The organism is Mycobacterium sp. IS-836, assembly GCF_001954275.1.
Classification (GTDB): Bacteria; Actinomycetota; Actinomycetes; order Mycobacteriales; family Mycobacteriaceae; genus Mycobacterium.
In genome coordinates this window covers 17,688-35,196 of record NZ_MBEU01000026.1, presented here as the reverse complement: position 1 = coordinate 35,196, position 17,509 = coordinate 17,688, and the positions used below count along the sequence as shown (strand labels likewise).

Sequence of the window (17,509 nt, the reverse complement as noted above, 5' to 3'; positions counted from 1 at the left end):
CCGTCGGCCCATGCACGAAAGCTTCATCGTGTAAAACCTCGGCGGGCCATGCGAGGGTTGAAACCGCGGAGATCGCAAGTGGCGGTGGCGCAAGTCGGCACAAAGTCAGCAGGGAAGGTAACCGCTTCGTGTCCGAGTGATCACACGAGATCACACAATGCTTCCAATACGGCGTGGCTCGGCCGGTAATACCCGCTCAGCGCGGCATCATTGCGACCATGCCTCACCTGACCCGTCGCGCCATCTTGCGAATGGGCGTCGGAGCCAGCGCGGGAGCCGCCGGAGTGTGGGCTTTGAGCGCCCTGCTGGATCCGCTCGAGCCGCAAGCCGCGATGTTGCCGCAAGCTCCCGCGCCGTTCGAGCCGTCGGCGGCGGGCAGCACCCTGTCAAACAAGCTCACCGGCTCGTTCATCTCTGCGGCCCGCGGCGGCGTCAAGACGAATTGGGTGATCGCCCTGCCGCCCGGCCAGAACTCCCAGACCGGATCCCTGCGCCCGGTGATCGCCCTGCACGGCAAGGACGGCAACGCGAACATGGTGCTGGACTGCGGGGCCGAGAAAGCGCTCGCGCAATTGGTCAAGGAGGGCAAGCCGCCGTTCGCCGTGGTGGGTGTCGACGGCGGCAGCAACAGCTATTGGCACCGCAGGGCCGACGGCACCGACGCCGGCGCGATGGTGCTCGACGAGCTGCTGCCGATGCTGTCCTCGATGGGTTTCGACACCTCCCGGGTGGGCTTCATGGGCTGGTCGATGGGCGGCTACGGCGCGCTGCACCTGGGCGCCAAGCTGGGGCCGTCGCGGACCGCCGGGATCTGCGCGATCAGCCCCGCGCTGTACACCTCGTACACCGGAAGCGCTCCCGGGGCGTTCGACAGTTACGACGACTGGGTGCAAAACAACGTGGTGGGGCTGCCGGCGCTGTCGCAGATCCCGCTGCGCGTCGACTGCGGCACCGGCGACCGCTTCTACTTCGCCACTCGTCAATTCGTCAACCAGCTGAAAAAGCCTCCCGCGGGCGGCTTTTCGGACGGGGGGCACGACATGGACTACTGGCGCGCGCAATTGCCTGGCGAACTAGCCTGGATGGCGACCTAGCCGAGACCGATGACGACCCCGCGGAACTCACCCCCACCCCGCCAAGTGGAGCGGGCGGTGAAGCGGACCGGATTTCGCCCGGACATCGAGGGTCTGCGCGCCGTCGCGGTGCTAGCCGTCGTGCTGTACCACGCCGACATACCCGGTGTCACCGGCGGCTACATCGGCGTGGACGTTTTCTTCGTCATCTCCGGATTCCTCATCACCGGGATCCTGTGGCGCGAGGTAACGACCGAAAACACCATCCGGCTCGGCCGCTTCTACGGTGCACGCGCGCGGCGGCTGCTGCCCGCCGCGGCCACCGCCGGCATCGCCACCGCCATCGGCGCGGCCATCGTATTGCCGCCATTGCAGGCGCGAAGCGTCTTCGTCGACGGCGTCGCGAGCGCCCTCTACGTCGGCAACTACCGGTTCGCCCGGCAGGGCACCGACTACCTGGCCTCGAACCTGCCGCCCTCGCCGTTCGAGCACTACTGGTCACTGGGCGTCGAGGAGCAGTTCTACCTGGTGTGGCCGATGCTGCTCATCGGCACCGCGTGGCTCGTCCGGCGGGCACCACTGTTGCGCCGCCGCGCCTCCGAAGCCACGCCCTACGGGCTGGTGCTCGCGGTGGTGGCCGCGGCGTCGCTGGCGGCGGCCGTGCTGTGGACCCGCACGTCACCCGCGTGGGCGTTCTTCTCGCTGCCCACCCGAGCCTGGGAGCTGGCCGTCGGCGGGCTGGTGGCGTTGACGGTCGGGCAATGGCGCCGGCTGCCGCTGCTGCCCGCGACGATCGTCGGATGCGGCGGCCTGGCCCTGATCGTGCTGACCTGCACCCAACTGGGCCCACATACCCCGTACCCGGGCACCGCGGCGCTGCTGCCCGTCCTGGGCACCGCGCTGGTGATCGGCGGCGGCTGCGTCACCGGCAGCCTGGGGGCCGGCCGTGTGCTGTGCCGGCCCGCGATGCGGGCGATCGGCCGGATTTCGTACTCGTGGTACCTGTGGCACTGGCCGGTGCTGCTGCTGATGCCGCCGCTGCTGGGCATGCCCGCGGGACTGCCGGCCAGGCTGAGCGCGACCGTCGTCTCGGCCGGGCTCGCCGTGATCACCCTGCACCTGGTCGAAAATCCCGGCCGGTTCGCGGCCGCCCTGCGCCGATCGGCGAGGAAGAGCCTGCTGGTGGCGGGCGGCGCCAGCGCCGTCACGGCGTGCGCGTGCCTGCTGCTACTGAACGTCATCCCGGTGCCGGTGGGTCACGGCACGGCCGCCCCGAAAGCGAACATCGTCGCGCTGCCCCCGGCGCCGGCGCCCGACGTCAGCCCGCAGGAAGCCGCGGTGCGCCAGGCCTTCGCGCAGGCGCGCGACGCGGTCGCCGCGTCCGCGGACCTGCGCGCCGTCCCGTCCAACCTGGACCCGTCGCTTGCCGACGCCCCGGCCGACAAGGCGGCGGTGTTCGTCAACGGCTGCACGCGATCCTGGCGTGACGTCGGGCAAGCCGAGTGCGCGGGCGGCGACGCGGCCGCGCCGACGACGGTGGCGCTGGTCGGGGATTCGCACGCCGCCATGTGGTACCCGGCGTTCCAACAGGTCGCCGAGCAACGGCACTGGCGGCTCGAGACGCTCGCCAAGGTGACCTGCCCGCTGCAGGATCTGCGCATCGTCAGCCCATATCTGGGCCGCGAGTACACCGAGTGCGAGCAGTGGCGCGGCGAGATCATGGCACGGTTGCAGGCCGAACGCCCGCGCCTGGTGGTGCTGAGCATGAGCCGGCGCTATGGCGCGGACTTCGGTTTCACGTCGTATGACGCGGGGTGGGTCGACACGTTGGGCCGCACCGTCAACCAGTTGCGCAACGCCGGCTCGACCGTCCTGGTCCTGGGGCCGGTCGCGGACCCGCGTTCCTCGGCGCCCGCCTGCCTGTCCGCGCATCTCGACGACGCCAGCGCGTGCGCGCCACCGCGTTTGGTCGCGGTCAACGGCGACGGCATCGCCGCCGAGCAAAAGGCGACGACCGGCGCCGGTGGCCATTACGCCGACCTGAGCGACCTGTTCTGCACCCCGGCCCGCTGCCCGATGATCGTCGGCAACACGTTGGTGTTCCGCGACGACAACCACGTGACGACCGAATACGCGCAGCTGTTGACACCTTTGATGGGCGCGCTGGCCGACCGGGCGGTGGCCAATGGATGAGCCGCCAATGAACTTCTCATCGCAGTCGAACGTCGTATCAGTGAAGGGTTTTGGAGGTTTGGGGAGATGACTCCGCTGCTGCTGGTTTGCATAGCCGTTGCCACACCGGTCGTGGGAATCGGCCTGACGCACCTGCAATCGCGTCTGGAGCAATGGGACTACGACCGGCACGCAGAGGACTGAAGTCCGCGCCGCCGTATCCCGAACACCTTGTGCGGCAGGCGGTTTCGGCCGCCAGCCCGTCAATCACCTCGACAACTGCATGCGAATGAGCGGTGCGATCTTGTCCGCCAGGTACTGGTGCCCCGCGTCGTTGGGGTGCACGCCGTCGGGCCCGATCAGGTCGGGCCGGTCGACGAACCAGCGGTCACCGAGCGGATCGACGAACGCCGCACCCGCCGCGCGTGCCACGCCGTTGAGCACGTCGCGGATCATCAGCACGGAGCCCGGCACGTCGGCGGTCGGCCACGGCGGCCCGATCACCAGTAACCGCGCGTGCGGCGCAAAGCGGCGCGCCAGGACGAAGGCGTTGCGGGCCCGCTCGGTCAGCAGGCCGGGATCGACGTCCTGGTCGTTGCGCGAGCCGAAGAACACGACCAGCGTGTCGTCGGGCTTGACCGCCCTGGCGGTCAGGTCCTCGAAGACACTGCCATGGTCGCCGGGGACGGCGTAGCCGGCTTTGCCCTCGGCCGCGACGTCGGGGGCGATCCGCAGTCCGCGCGCGCCAAGCGCCTGCCACGCGTGAGCGGTCCATGAATTCGGGCCCAGGCCGCCCTCGTCGGTGCCGGTGGTATAGGAGTCGCCGATCACCGCGACGCGGTTGAGTCGTGAATCAACGCTCAGCACGCCGTAGGCGCGTACGCGTGGCGGGCACGCCACGTCCGCGAAGCCCACGCCGGCCAGCAGAGCCAGACTAATGACGAACGTCGTCAGACGACTCACCACTACCTCCCCTTGAACGGCGTCCTCGTGCGCCGCATCCAGCAACGGAATCGTACGAGGAAACCGACGCGAAGCGGCGTCAACCCGCTGGTTAGCGGTCGCGATTCGAGCTGAGGCCCCTAGAATCCCGGCTGGCCGCTACCGTGGCCGTATTCGAGAGCGTATGGGGCACAGCACCATTGGCGCATCGTGGCAATTGTCACACGGCGCGGGCCGGCACCGCTTCCAGCCCACCGTCGATCTGGTGGAGTTTGGCGGTTGGTTGCTCGGCGGGCTCGGGTTTGGTGTCCACGGCCCGGACGTCGACCATCTTGCGCATCCATCGGCGGGCGGGTTCTTCGACGAAGTGATACATCAGGGCCGAAATGCCCACGGCTATCGCGAACAGGCCGATGACGTTCCATTTCCACGGATTGTCCTGCGGCACGAGAGCGAATTGCTCGACCGTCCACCCCCACGACGTGTGCACCAGCTCATGCACCATGTACAGGCAGAACGAGATCTGCCCGCCGTACACCATCACCCGCGTCGACAGCAGCTTCGGCAGGCTGCCCAGGCCGATCGCCAGCGTGATCACCAGCGGCACGAACAGCACGTCGACCACCCCGCCGCTGTCGTTCTCCACGATCCCGCTGATCGGGTGTGCGGAAAACCAGTACAGGACGCCCACCATGGCGGCCAGGAGAAGCAGGGAGACATACCCAGCGATGCGCCGACCACGGTCGGTCAGCCGCAACCGGCGCACGGCGGCGCACGCCAGCGCGCCGGCGGTGAACTGAGTCACGATGCGCGGCAACCAGCTCCACGGCGTGTAGAAGTGGCCGCTGGTCAGCAACATCACCACCGGCGGCAACGACGCCGCGAACGCCAGCAGCATCAGGCTGCGCGCCCTCGTCGCCTGCTTCATCCGCAAGATCACCAGCACGAGGACACCGAACAGCAGGTAGGCCAGCCATTCCGCGCTGATCGACCAGGCCGGACCGTCCCAGCTGGAGTCGTCGAAGAACGGCACGAACCACAGCTGCACCAGCAGAACCTGGCGCACGTAGCTGATCGCGGTGAGCTGAGCCGCGTCCGGCGACGGGACGTGCCCGACGTGCAAGGTGAAGATCACCCACAGCGCGGCCAGGTGCAGGGTGACCAGATACACCGGCCAAACCCTGGCCAGCCGCAGCCACAGGAAGTGCAGGGTGGCGCGCGGCGAAAACGAGCGGCCCATGCGGTCGAGGTAATTCCAGGTCAGGACGAAGCCGCTGAGGATGAAGAAGAGGTCGACGCCCTGCGCGCCGCAGTTGAGCACCGGGGCGAGAGCGTCGCGGAAATCTTGCGAGGCGTCGCTGAGCATCGGGCGAAAGTGAAACAGCACCACCCATACCGCTGCGACGATGCGGAGTCCCGTCAGGGCCCTGATCTCGCCCCTGATCTCTGCGCCGCGCACGATGCTCTTTCCGTTGCGAGTCTGCTGTTTCGTTCGCCTGCTACTGCGGCTGACCGGGCGATTTCGCCCTTTTATTAGCCCCCCGACTGGCAACCGGCAGCTATGGCAGCGTAGCAGCGGGATCGCCGCGATGGCGGGACAGGACGTGGTGTGGCTGGCGGCGGAACGGTATCGAATTGGGGCCGCGCCGGGTGCCAATTGCCGGAAATCGCCGTTTTCGGCGTTGCCAGGTTCTCCGAAACCGCCCGCCGGGCCCGTTATTTAGCAAAGAGTTAGACGCGGCTTTCGGTCTCCTTAGATTCTGCTGGTTTGGTTGGGGAACAGGGATAGTCGCGCTGCGTCCTTCGCAACGCCACGGGGAATGGGGCCGCTCATGACTCCACAGGGAAGCTGCACCTTTGACTGCGGTGGCGCCCAGATTCGGGCCCACTGCCGCTCCCTGGCGACGGTGGTGACCATCCGGGGGGAAATCGACGCCGTCAATGCCGATCGGGCGAGCAAGTACATCCGACGTTTCGTCGTCGGGCAAAATCCCGTGGTGCTAGATCTCAGTGACGTGACGCATTTTGCTCCGGCCGGCATCACGCTCTTGCAGATGCTCGACGAGGATTGCGACGCGGCCGGGACGGAGTGGACGTTGGTCGCGAGCCCGGCGGTAATCGACCTGCTGGGCGACGGCTGGGATGTGACGCGCTCGCTGCACGAGGCGCTGCACAATTTGGCCGATGCGATCGTCAACCGGCGTCAGCTAGTGCTGCCGCTGATCAAGAAGACGGCCTAGCGCCCCGCTCACGCCGCAGCCTGGCCAGTCCTATCACCGCCAGCACGCCGGCGGTGGTCAGCAGGACCAGGGTCAGCAGCAGCGCCTGAGGGTCGTAAACCAACGACGTGGTGAACGGCTGCCCCTCCGCGATGGGCGCGACGGCCACGGTGTGGCGCGCGTGCGACCAGCTCACCGCCGCGCCCGCGAGCGCGGCCACGGCCAGGACCAGTTCAAGCGGGGCCCGGTAGCGGGCGATCACAGCGCTGAGCCGGGTTCGTCGTCGCGATCGATGTCGCTGATGTCCGATCGGGCAGGCTCGACGCGCTCCTGGACCAGCGGGGTGAGGGCGGCCCGGAGGTGACGATGACGCCGCGCCCACGCCTGTGCGGTGCGCCCCCCGGTGAGCTTGAGGCCGATGCCCACCCGGCGCCGCGGCACGCCGACCAACTCGCCGAGCGCTCGCGACGACTGCCACTTCGCCAGCTCCTTGCCGGACGCTTCGTGATGCTCGGGTTCGGGATACACCTTGACGATTTCGCGGACCAGGATGGTTTCGGTGCCCTGGCGCAGGGCGTCTTCGGTCAGTTCGACCGAGACATGGATGCGCGCCGCCTTCACCTGCAACGCGACGAATGCCGACACCAGCACCAAGAAGATCGCCGGGACGACAAAGGACACCGGGGCACCGCTCCAGAGTTCGATCAGGAGCATGGCGCCCGCCGCCGCCGGGCCCCACGCCACCCACCACCAGCTGGCACCGGGTTCGTAGAACAACGGCTTCGGGTCGCTACCCCTCGCTGGTGTCTGTGATGTCAAAGCAAACCCATCCCGTTCCCACTTACGAAAGCCAACCGGCGGCGTCCGCGGCCCAGTACGTCAGCACGATATCCGCTCCCGCGCGCCGGATGCTGGTCAGTGACTCCAGGGCCGCGGCGCGCTCGTCGATCCAGTTGTTGGCGGCCGCAGCGCAAATCATCGCGTACTCCCCCGACACTTGATACGCGGCCACCGGCACCGGCGAGACGTCGGCCGCGGCGGCCAGCACGTCGAGATAGCCCATCGCGGGCTTGACCATCACGATGTCGGCGCCCTCGTCGAGGTCCAGCTCGATCTCGCGCAGCGCCTCGCGCAGGTTGCCCGGCTCCTGCTGGTAGGTGCGCCGGTCCCCGGACAGGCTGGAACTCACCGCCTCGCGGAACGGCCCGTAGAACGCCGAGGCGAACTTCGCGGCGTAGGCCAGGATCACCACGTCAGTGTGGCCCGCGGCGTCCAGGCCGTCGCGGATGGCGCCTACCTGTCCGTCCATCATTCCGCTCGGACCCACGACGTGGGCACCCGATTCCGCTTGTGCCACAGCCAGTTCGACGTAGCGGGCCAGGGTGGCGTCGTTGTCGACCCGGCCGCGCTCGTCGAGGACACCGCAGTGCCCGTGGTCGGTGAACTCGTCCAGGCAGGTGTCGGCCATCAACACGGTGGCGTCACCGAGATCTTTGGCGAGGTCGCGCAGCGCGACGTTGAGGATGCCGTCGGGGTCGGTGCCGGCCGAGCCGGCCGCGTCCTTGTCCTGTTCGCGGGGAACCCCGAACAGCATCAGTCCGCCCACCCCGGCCGCGACGGCATCTTGTGCGGCCCTGCGCAGCGAATCCCGGCTATGCTGAACAACTTTCGGCATGGACGCGATGCCGTGCGGTTCGTCGATACCGTCGGCGACGAACATCGGCAGCACCAAATGCCTTGGCTCCAAGGATGTTTGCGCCACCAAGCGTCGCAACGCGGGGGTGGAGCGGAGCCGGCGCGGGCGCTGCCGCGGGAAGGCCATTGGCTAGCGCCTGCGGCTCTTCTTGCGCGGCGGTGGCAGCGCGCCCTCGGCACGCAACCGCGCGGCGTGTTCGGCCAGCGCGTCGACCAATGGGCCGATCGCGGCGGTGTCGGGCTGGACATCCACCCGCAAGCCGAATTCGGCGGCGGTCTCGGCGGTTTTGGGGCCGATGCAGGCGATGATGGTGCGCGCGTGCGGCTTACCCGCGATGCCGACCAGGTTTCGCACGGTGGAGCTGGACGTGAAGCACACCGCGTCGAAGCCGCCGGTCTTGATCATCTCGCGGGTGGCCGCCGGCGGCGGCGCGGCGCGCACCGTCCGGTAGGCGGTGACGTCCTCGATCTCCCAGCCGCGCTCCCGCAGTCCCTCGGCCAGCGTCTCGGTGGCGATGTCGGCACGCGGCAGCAGGACACGGTTCACCGGGTCGAAAACGCTGTCGTAGGGCGGGAAGTCGTCCAACAGGCCGAGCGACGATTGCTCCCCGGCCGGCACCAGTTCGGGGCTGATCCCGAAGGCCCGGACACGGTCGGCCGTCGACTCGCCGACGCAGGCGATCTTGACCCCGGAGAACGCTCGGGCGTCCAGACCGAACTCACCGAACTTCTCCCACACCGCGCGCACCGCGTTGGTGGAGGTGAAAACGACCCACTGGAAGCGGCCGTCGACCAGACCCTTGACGGCGCGCTCCATCTGCGCGGGGCTGCGGGGCGGCTCCACGGCGATCGTCGGCACCTCGATCGGCAGCGCGCCGTACGAGGTCAGCCGCTCGCTCATCTCGCCCGCCTGGTCCTTGGTGCGCGGCACCAGGACGGTCCAGCCGTACAGTGCGCGGCTCTCCCACCAGTTCAGCTTGGCCCGGCTGCTCACCGTCTTGCCGATGGTCACCACCAGCGGTCCGGTCAGCGGACCCGCGGGGTCGGTGGCGCCCAGCACGGCCGAGTCGGTCAACCCGTGCAGCGTCGTTTCCACCGAGCGCTGCTGGCAGGTCGTGCCCTGGGCGGTGACCACGCACGGCGTGGTCTCGGCGAGCTCGTGCTCGATCAGGGTGCGCGCCGCATCGGCCAGATGTGAGGCGGTGGCCTGCAGGATCAGTGGCCCGGGAGCCGCGGCCAGCGCCTCCCAGTCGACGTCGCCACGGACGTCGGCCACGGTGTGCGCCGAGCCGAGCGGCAGTCCGGCGTACGTCGGGACCGCGCTGGTGGCGGCCAGGCCCGGCACGATCTCGAGGTGCAGGTGGCTGCGCGCGACGGCGTTCACCTCCGTGATGACCGCGTCGACGGTCAGCGGGTCGCCCGCCACCAGCCGCACCACGTCGACGCCCGAACGGGCCTCGGCGGTAAGCATCTTGGCGACTTCGGCGGGCTCGCCCAGCGCCGGGCGGACGTCGGGACCACCCGGCAGCACCGTTGGCGCGCCCTGCCCCGGGTCCGCGCCGGCGGCCTCGTCGGCCTTGCCGGGTGCCGGATCGGCGGGCGCCGGGCCGGACACCGGCGGCAGGTCCTGGCCAATCAGCGCCAGCACCGCCTCGGGCACGTCGGGATCGGTGAACACCAGTGCCGCGTTCGCCAGTACCGTGGCGGCCCGCGTGGTCAGCAGTCCGGGGTCGCCTGGACCGGAGCCCACGAACGTGATGCGGCCCGGCCTCGGCTTACGCCCTCGCGTCGTCATTGTCGCTCCCACTCAAATTCCTCGCGCGGGGTCTTGCCGCGCTCCCCTCATCAGCTCTCGGGCGCCCAGCTCGAACAGCTCCGCGGCCACCGAGAGCCCCAGCTCCCGTGCCCGACCGGAGGTGCCGATGCCGGACGCGCGGATCACGTCGGATCCGTCCAGCGCCGCCACACAGCCACGCAGCGACAGCTCTTCGAAGACGCGGTTTTCGTCGTCGATGGACTCGACCACTTCCGCGATCGCTCCCACCGGCGCCGAGCACCCGGCTTCCAGTTCGGCCAGCAGGGCTCGCTCCGCGGTGACCGCCGCGCGTGTGTCGGCATCGTCCAATTCCGCCAGCACCGCCGCTAACTCGTCATCGGCGCGGCACTCCACGGCGAGCGCGCCCTGAGCCGGTGCTGGCAACATTTGCACCGGCTCTAGCGTCTCGGTGACATCGCCGAGGCGGCCCAACCGGGCCAGACCGGCCCGGGCCACGACGACGGCGTCAAGATCACCACTACTTACCCTGTTCAACCTGGTATCTAGGTTGCCTCGTAGGGGGCGGATTTCCAAACCGAGACCCAATGCTCTAAGCTGTGCGGCCCGCCGCGGGGAGGACGTGCCCACCAGCGAACCGGTCGGCAACTCGGCGAGCACCAGTCCGTCGCGTGCCACCACCGCGTCGCGGGGGTCGTTCCGTGGGGGTATCGCGGCCACCACGAACCTGGGATCCTCGGCCGTCGGCAAATCCTTGTGCGAGTGCACGGCAGCGTCGACGCGCCCGTCGTCGATGGCCTCACGCAGCGCGGTGGTGAAGGCGCCGACGCCGAGACTTTCGATGGGCGCCGAGGACCGGTCGCCCGCGGTGCTGATCGTCACCAACTCCGCGGGGTGGCCCTTGGCGATCAGGGCGTCCCTGATGCCGGCGGCCTGAGTGGTGGCCAGCAGACTGCCCCGCGTGCCGATCCGGATCACGTGTGCCAATCGGCTACTCGGCAGGCTGCTGCGGGGTGCCGGCATCGAATCCGGTTGACACCACTGGCAATTCGCCCGCTGCGACGGCGTCGACAGCGGTCTGGTCGAGTTCGAACAGCTCTCGCAGCGCCTCGGCGTAGCTGTCACCGCCGGGGGCGCTGGCGAGTTGTTTGATGCGCACAGTCGGCGCATGCAGCAGCTTGTCGACCACCCGGCGCACCGTGCGGGCGACTTCTTCGCGCTGGGCGCTTTCCAGGCCGGGCAGCCGGTTTTCCAGCCGCAGCAGCTCGGCCTCGACGACGTCGGCGGCTCGCTGGCGCAGCGCCGTCACCGTCGGGGTGACCTCCGCCATCCGCTGCCCCGCCAGGTAGGCGGCGACTTCGGCCGCCACGATGTGCCGGGCCGCGTCGACGTCGGCCGCCGCCGCGTGGGCGGAAGGTTCGTGCTGGACGCGCTCGACGTCGACGACCCAGACGCCGGGCAGTCCGGCTACCGCGGGATCGACGTCACGCGGCATACCGAGGTCGCAGATCACCAGCGGGTGGGTTGTCTCATCGACAATCGAGCGGCGGGCGGCGGCAAGCGCGTGGTGCACGTCGGCCAGCGAAACCACCGGGCTGACCGCCCCGGTACAGCTGACGACGACGTCGGCCTCCGCCAGGGCGCCGGGCAGCCGGTCGAGGGGTAGCGCCTCGGCCTTGGCGCCGGATTCGCGGATCTTGCGCACCAACCGCTGCGCCCGCGACAACGACCTGTTCACCACCAGGATGTGCCCGATGCCGGCGCGGGCCAGGTGGGCCGACGACAGGGCGCCCATCGCCCCCGCGCCGATCACGACGGCGGTCTTGCCGGTCAGTCCGCCCAGGTTGCGTTCGGCCATGCCCAGCGCGACCGAGACCACCGAGGCGCCGGCCGCGTCGATGGCGGTTTCGGAATGCACCCGCTTGCCGACCGACAGGGCCCGCTGCGCCAGCTCGTGCAGCACCCGCCCGACGGTGCGGTTGGTCTCGGCGGTGGCGTAGGCGCGGCGGACCTGGCCGAGCACCTGTTGCTCGCCGACGACGGCGGAATCCAGGCCGCTGGCAACGGCGAACAGGTGCTCTACGGCGGCCTCGCTGTAGCGCACGTAGGCGTACTTGGTCAGGTCGCCCATCGACATGCCGGAGTATTCGGACAGCACCTGCCCGATGACCGCCAACCCGCCGTGGAAAGCGTCCACCACCGCGTAGACCTCGACCCGGTTGCATGTCGACAGCACCATGGCCTCGGTCACCAGGGGGGACTGCAACACCCGATCGACGATCTTGATCTGGTCGGCATCGTCGATGCTGAGTTGTTCCAGGACGGAAACCGGCGCACTGCGGTGCGAAACTCCGAAAAGCAGGATGCTCACGGCAGCATCACCTGGCCAGCTCCCTTGCTTCCTCCAGTAACTGAACTGGTGTCCACGGTAAACGTTTATCAGGTGGGCTACCAAATAATCGCCCGGCGCCTAAGGCCGGGCGGCCCGCATCCTCACCGGGCTAGATCGGCACGAAGTCTGGGCTCATCGATCTCCCAGTAGCTGTGTTCGCTGCCGTCCAGCAAGATCACCGGCAAACGATCGCCGAACTCGGCGCGCAGCTCGGGCCTCCCGGCCGACGCCGCGGCGTCGACGTCGGTCGTCGAAAGGTCGAAGCCCAGCTCACCAGCCAGTTCCGCGAGCCTGGCGTGTACCCGCGCGCAGATGCTGCACCCGTGGCGGGTCAGCAGTTCCACCTGCGGCCGAGGTGCGGGCTCGGACATGGACACCAGTGTGGCACCGGCCCCGGCGGTGAATTGTGGAGGCGCCCGCAGATGATTAGGTTTCGGCTGTGGCCGCTGACGACAATCTGCGTGTAGATCCCCAGGTGATGCGGGGATTCGCGCAAAGCCTGAGCGGCGCCGCCGAGGATCTGCGGAGCCGGCTGGCCGAACTCGACGGTCAGGTCGGCGAGATGCTCGGGGGCTGGCGCGGCGCGTCCGGCGACGCCTACGGCTCGGCTTGGCAGATGTGGCACCGCGGCGCCACCGAGGTGGAGCTGGGCTTGTCGATGCTGGCAAAGGCGGTTGCCCAGGCCGGCGCGGGTTATCAGCAGAACGAGGTCGGCTCGGCGCAGGCGTTGCGGGCGGTGCGCAATGGCTGACGCGTTTCAGGTGGATCCCGACGCGCTGGCCGACGCGGTCGAGCGGATGTCTGAGTTTCAGCGCTACGCCGAAAGCATGCTGTCCGAAATCGATTCTCTGGTAGGCAATTTGCACGCGACCTGGACGGGTGAAGGCGCGACGGCTCACGCCGAGGCGCACCGGCACTGGGCGCATGGCGAGGCGGTGATGCGCGAGGCGCTGGCTCAACTGCGAGCGGCCGCGCATACCGCGCACGGCAACTACACCGGCGCCATGGCCAAGAATTTGAGCATGTGGTCGTGAGCTAATGGCGCCGCTGGCGGTTGACACCGCGGCCCTCGATAACGCAGGTGCCGAGGTGGTGACGGCAGGCGAGGGTCTGGGCTCGGTGATCTCGACGTTGACGGCGGTGCTGTCCGGGTGCGCAGGGATGGCCGGCGACGATCCCGCCGGCGCGGCGCTCGGCCGCAGCTACGACAGTTCGGCGGCCAAGCTCGTCCAGGCCATGGTGGTCACGCGAAACGGCTTGTGCGGTCTGGGTGTTGGCGTGCGGATGTCGGCGCACAATTACTCGCTGGCCGAAGCGCAGTCGGACGTTTCCGGCCATGGCAGCCCGCTTCCGGCGCCGCGACCGACGGGGCCGATCTCGGCGGGCTCCCCGCCCTCGTCGGTCGGAACCGGCGACGGCCCCCCGGCGGGCTGGGGATGGGTGGCCCCGTTCATCGGGATGATCTGGCCGAGCGCGGATTCGGGGAAGTTGCGCGCCGCGGCCGCAGCGTGGAGTGCGGCGGGCACGCAGTTCGCGGTCGCCGAAATCCTCGGGACCGGCGGGCCCATGGGAGCCATTCGCGGCCAACAGATCCCGGAGGGCGCGGCCATTGATCGCGCGTTCACCGAGGCCTACAGCAGCACCACCGGCATCGTGCAGCAGTCCCAGAAGATCGCCGCCCAACTCAGCGATTATGCGGCGAAGGTCGATCAGGTGCACGCGGCGATCCTGGATCTGCTGGCCCGCATCTGTGATCCGATGACCGGGATCAAAGAGGTCTGGGACATTCTCACCGACGAAGACGAAGACGAGATCAAAAAGATCGCCGACGACATTCGCACGGTGGTGGACCGGTTCACCGCGGAGGTCGATGCGCTGCGCGCCGAGATCGCGGCCACCGTGCGTGAGGCGGAAACGATCCTTACGACGATGGGCGACTACGCCTCGCGGGAGTGGGATCAGTTCCTGCACGGCACCGACGTCGGCCGAGCCATCAACCAAGTGGGGCAGTACGCCAAAGGCGTGTATTCGGAGGCCGGCGGATTCGTCAAGGGGCTCTACGACATCAGTCAACTGCGACTGCTGTTCGACCCGGTGGGCTATGCCAGAGACATGGGCGGGATGGTCCAGGGCTCTCTGCCGCTCGTCGGATTGGGCCCTGACCGTGGGCCTGGCGTCGTGGAGTCGTGGAAGCAGCTCGGTAAGGGCCTTGCGCATTGGGACGAATGGAAAACCAATCCCGCGGAAGCGGCCGGCAAATCCGTGTTCGACCTCGTGACGTTGGCCCTCCCGGGGGGGCCGCTCTCGAAGATTGGCAAGGTGGGCCACGGCGCTCTTGATGCGCTAGGACGCTTAAAACCGGGAGAGCTTCCGAAACCCCCGTCCATCAAGCCGCCCACGGTTGAGCCGCCACGGGTTGAGCCGCCAACCCCCAAGCCGCCAGAGCCGGGCCCGAAGCCGCCGGAACCTGGTCGCCCCGCCCCCGCTCCGCCGGGCAAGCCGACACCGCCGCCTCCCGGATCTCCGCTACCGCACGGCCCGACGGAATCCCGCCCGCCTGTCGAGCCGCCGCATGGGGGTGAGCCGCCGAAACCGACTTCGCCGCCGCACGAGTCCCCCACGCAGGTGTCGGCACCCGCAGAGGGCAAGCCACCGCCCCACGGGTCCGGCGCGGCGCCGGCGGCCGCGCCGGCAGAACGCACGCCGCCCCACCCACCGCCGCACGAGCGCGTCCCTGCCGCAGTGTCAGCCCCGGCAGCCGGAGCTCCGGCCGAATCGGTTCCGAGCGCGGCGTCGGCGTCCGCGCCCGCGACTTCTGCGCCTTCGCTGCCCGAGCCGCATCTGTCGTCGCCATCTTCTGCCCCGGCGGGGGGCCTTCCCGCCGAAGCGCCACCGCCATTTGGAGGGACACCCCACGGCGGAGAACCGGGCGCGACGCCGGGCGGTGGAACACCGGGCGGCGGGGAACCTGGCGGTCACCCGGGCGGCGCGAAACCCGGCGACGGCACGCCCCACGGTCCGCACGGGTCCGGGGACGGCGACGGCAAAGGACCGCACGGGCCCGGTGGTGGCGAAAGCCCGCCTGGCGATGATCACCCGCCCGCGGGAGATGACAGCCCCACGCCGGGTGACGCGGCCCCAGACCGGCCTGAATTCAATTTGGAGAACCCGCTCGACCACATGAGCGATCGGCTCCGAGCGCTATCCGAACAACACCTGACGGGAAGCGGCGAAACCGTCCTCGGACCATTTACACCCCCAGGGGGCGGCCTGTCCTACACCGACTTCGCAAAACTACATCGGGCCAGCTACTTCGATATCGGTGACGCATGGTATGCGGCAACCCCCACAGAACGGCTCGCTGCGAACCAGCATGTACTTGACGTGGCCATCGCGAACGGGGACAAGATCACCCTGTCAGTACCGTTCGATATGGTGAATCCAAACTCGTTTACTGGCGCCGAGATTAGGTACCTCGAGTTGCACGGGTATCGCCAAATAAATGACACTACATGGGTTCCACCTGGCGGGAAGATTGGAAAATGAAAACGCTCTTAGAGTACTTTCTGAAATACTTTGATGCGCTATATCTCGATCCCCGCTATCGTATTACCGATTCGGTTACGAGCGGTGTGGCAACGATCAATGCATCGCTGACCATCACAGGCCCGATCCTCAGTTGGCAGCTGTCCAACGATAAAGGCCAGTTTCTACTTGCTGTAGCACCTACAGCGCTGGCAACGCCAGATAACTGGTTCACCGTATCGCTTATCAGACAGTACTTAAATGGGCAGGACGAGATCGAGTATTCGTCCGCAGCCGACGAGATCACGTGGTTCCACCAGAAAGCTGAACGCGTCGAGGAACTATTTTCAGACGCCTCCAACATCGAAGCCATTTGCGAGACGCTTAGAACGCTCCGCCGCTCCAATGCCGATAGGTACTGGACACGCTGGCGCGAGGAGCAAGGGCTTTCTTAGCTCCCGTTCTGATTGGAATCAGAGGTCATCCGCAGCCGTGCGCGATGAACGTTTCACCGCCCGTTCAACGGGGATGCGCAATGGAACTTTGGCTGCGAATAAGCTGCGTATCTATCCATCACGCAGAGCTAATTGACGGGCCGTGCACAAACCACTTCCCTTCAAACACCAACGATGCCATCACCCCACAGCCGAACGCGGCTGCCGACGGTGACGAACGTGACGGTGGCGTCACGCTGGAGCCCGAACGTGACGCTAGCGTCACGTTCGGCGACGCAACCCACACAACCTCCACACATCTGCCGGATAGGGTTGAGATCTGCCAGCGATGTAGGAGGGTTGGCGATGACTTCCCCTGAGTCCGGCGGCGCGGAACCAACCGCTCCCGTCGACTTGCAGACGCTGGCCGCCAACGCCAGCGCCGCGCGTGCGCTCGAGGGCCTGGAGGAGGCCGCCGAGGACGGGCACCCGCAGCCGCCGATCGACCTGACCGCCGCCGCATTTTTCGACGTCGACAACACGTTGGTACAGGGTTCGTCGGCCGTGCACTTCGGTCGCGGGCTGGCCGCTCGCAACTATTTCACTTATCGCGATGTGCTCGGATTCATCTACGCCCAGGCCAAGTTTCAGTTGCTCGGCAAGGAGAACAGCGACGACGTCGCCGCGGGACGCCGGAAGGCGCTCGCCTTCATCGAGGGCCGGTCGGTTTCGGAGCTGGAGCGTCTCGGCGAGGAGATCTACGACGAGATCATCGCCGACAAGATCTGGGCCGGCACCCGTGAGCTCACCCAAATGCATCTCGATGCTGGCCAGCAGGTCTGGCTGATCACCGCCACGCCCTACGAACTCGCCGCGACCATCGCGCGGCGGCTCGGCTTGACCGGCGCCCTGGGGACCGTCGCCGAGTCGGTCGACGGGGTGTTCACCGGGCGGCTGGTCGGCGAGATCCTGCACGGTACGGGTAAGGCGCACGCGGTCCGGTCGCTGGCGATCCGGGAGGGGCTCAACCTCAAACGCTGCACCGCCTATTCCGACAGCTACAACGACGTCCCCATGCTGTCGTTGGTTGGTACGGCGGTGGCCATCAACCCCGATGCCCGGCTGCGTGCGCTGGCGCGCGAGCGGGGCTGGGAGATTCGCGACTTCCGCACCGCACGCAAGGCGGCCCGGATCGGGGTGCCGTCGGCCTTGGCGCTGGGTGCGGCCGGCGGTGCGCTGGCCGCGTTGGCGTCGCGACGCCAATCACGCTGATAAGCTGCGCC

16 protein-coding genes and 1 pseudogene are annotated in these 17,509 nt (G+C 68.3%); 8 read left to right on the top strand and 9 right to left on the bottom strand.

Going from position 1 to position 17,509, the window contains the following annotated elements; translation table 11 throughout:
* Nucleotides 1-218: 218 nt before the first annotated feature.
* Complete coding sequence (locus A5747_RS09240; RefSeq protein ID WP_083667279.1) at nucleotides 219-1,094, top strand: esterase family protein; 876 nt, start codon at nucleotides 219-221, stop codon at nucleotides 1,092-1,094.
* Between the two features lie 45 nt (nucleotides 1,095-1,139).
* The gene (locus tag A5747_RS09235) at nucleotides 1,140-3,266 is read left to right on the top strand and encodes an acyltransferase family protein (protein WP_076123514.1); all 2,127 of its coding nucleotides are present in this window, start codon (nucleotides 1,140-1,142) and stop codon (nucleotides 3,264-3,266) included.
* Between the two features lie 246 nt (nucleotides 3,267-3,512).
* Here A5747_RS09235 and A5747_RS09230 read toward each other — a convergent pair whose 3' ends face one another.
* A complete protein-coding gene (locus A5747_RS09230; RefSeq protein WP_076123535.1) occupies nucleotides 3,513-4,208 on the bottom strand; it encodes a GDSL lipase in 696 nt (231 codons plus the stop codon).
* Nucleotides 4,209-4,407: 199 nt separating this feature from the next.
* Nucleotides 4,408-5,646 (bottom strand): acyltransferase, encoded by a 1,239-nt coding sequence (locus A5747_RS09225; RefSeq protein ID WP_076123513.1) that lies wholly within the window; start codon nucleotides 5,644-5,646, stop codon nucleotides 4,408-4,410.
* Between the two features lie 373 nt (nucleotides 5,647-6,019).
* Between A5747_RS09225 and A5747_RS09220 the strand changes: the two genes are divergently transcribed.
* Nucleotides 6,020-6,427, top strand: a complete 408-nt coding sequence (locus A5747_RS09220; protein WP_076123534.1) for an STAS domain-containing protein — start codon at nucleotides 6,020-6,022, stop codon at nucleotides 6,425-6,427.
* Here the strand turns inward: A5747_RS09220 and A5747_RS09215 are convergent.
* The 7 genes and pseudogenes from A5747_RS09215 to A5747_RS09185 all read right to left on the bottom strand — a co-directional run bounded on the left by A5747_RS09215 (nucleotide 6,411) and on the right by A5747_RS09185 (nucleotide 12,638).
* Nucleotides 6,411-6,668 carry a hypothetical protein gene (locus A5747_RS09215; protein ID WP_076123512.1) on the bottom strand — a complete coding sequence of 86 codons (258 nt, stop codon included), beginning with the start codon at nucleotides 6,666-6,668 and terminating at the stop codon, nucleotides 6,411-6,413. The two genes, A5747_RS09220 and A5747_RS09215, sit on opposite strands and share 17 nt — an antisense overlap.
* Complete coding sequence (locus A5747_RS09210; protein ID WP_076123511.1) at nucleotides 6,665-7,183, bottom strand: DUF3093 domain-containing protein; 519 nt, start codon at nucleotides 7,181-7,183, stop codon at nucleotides 6,665-6,667. Before A5747_RS09210 ends, A5747_RS09215 begins: the two co-directional genes overlap by 4 nt.
* A gap of 64 nt (nucleotides 7,184-7,247) precedes the next feature.
* Nucleotides 7,248-8,228: a porphobilinogen synthase gene (gene hemB, locus A5747_RS09205; protein WP_076123510.1), complete on the bottom strand. Its 981-nt coding sequence runs from the start codon at nucleotides 8,226-8,228 to the stop codon at nucleotides 7,248-7,250.
* Nucleotides 8,229-8,231: 3 nt separating this feature from the next.
* A complete protein-coding gene (locus A5747_RS09200) occupies nucleotides 8,232-9,896 on the bottom strand; it encodes a uroporphyrinogen-III synthase (RefSeq protein ID WP_076123509.1) in 1,665 nt (554 codons plus the stop codon).
* A 12-nt stretch (nucleotides 9,897-9,908) separates the two neighbouring features.
* On the bottom strand, nucleotides 9,909-10,853 hold the full coding sequence (gene hemC, locus A5747_RS09195) for a hydroxymethylbilane synthase (protein ID WP_076123533.1): 945 nt from the start codon (nucleotides 10,851-10,853) through the stop codon (nucleotides 9,909-9,911).
* Between the two features lie 13 nt (nucleotides 10,854-10,866).
* On the bottom strand, nucleotides 10,867-12,246 hold the full coding sequence (locus A5747_RS09190; RefSeq protein ID WP_076123508.1) for a glutamyl-tRNA reductase: 1,380 nt from the start codon (nucleotides 12,244-12,246) through the stop codon (nucleotides 10,867-10,869).
* Between the two features lie 7 nt (nucleotides 12,247-12,253).
* Nucleotides 12,254-12,638 (bottom strand): annotated as a pseudogene (locus A5747_RS09185) (glutaredoxin family protein).
* Nucleotides 12,639-12,706: 68 nt separating this feature from the next.
* Here A5747_RS09185 and A5747_RS09180 point away from each other — a divergent pair.
* The 5 genes from A5747_RS09180 (at nucleotide 12,707) to A5747_RS09160 (ending at nucleotide 17,498) form a co-directional block, all read left to right on the top strand.
* A complete protein-coding gene (locus A5747_RS09180; RefSeq protein ID WP_076123506.1) occupies nucleotides 12,707-13,018 on the top strand; it encodes a WXG100 family type VII secretion target in 312 nt (103 codons plus the stop codon).
* On the top strand, nucleotides 13,011-13,301 hold the full coding sequence (locus A5747_RS09175; RefSeq protein ID WP_076123505.1) for a WXG100 family type VII secretion target: 291 nt from the start codon (nucleotides 13,011-13,013) through the stop codon (nucleotides 13,299-13,301). The genes A5747_RS09180 and A5747_RS09175 overlap by 8 nt, the downstream gene beginning before the upstream one ends.
* A gap of 4 nt (nucleotides 13,302-13,305) precedes the next feature.
* Complete coding sequence (locus A5747_RS25440; RefSeq protein ID WP_076123504.1) at nucleotides 13,306-15,813, top strand: hypothetical protein; 2,508 nt, start codon at nucleotides 13,306-13,308, stop codon at nucleotides 15,811-15,813.
* A complete protein-coding gene (locus A5747_RS09165) occupies nucleotides 15,780-16,247 on the top strand; it encodes a hypothetical protein (RefSeq protein ID WP_233147994.1) in 468 nt (155 codons plus the stop codon). The genes A5747_RS25440 and A5747_RS09165 overlap by 34 nt, the downstream gene beginning before the upstream one ends.
* A gap of 345 nt (nucleotides 16,248-16,592) precedes the next feature.
* Nucleotides 16,593-17,498 (top strand): HAD family phosphatase, encoded by a 906-nt coding sequence (locus A5747_RS09160; RefSeq protein WP_076123502.1) that lies wholly within the window; start codon nucleotides 16,593-16,595, stop codon nucleotides 17,496-17,498.
* Nucleotides 17,499-17,509: the final 11 nt, after the last annotated feature.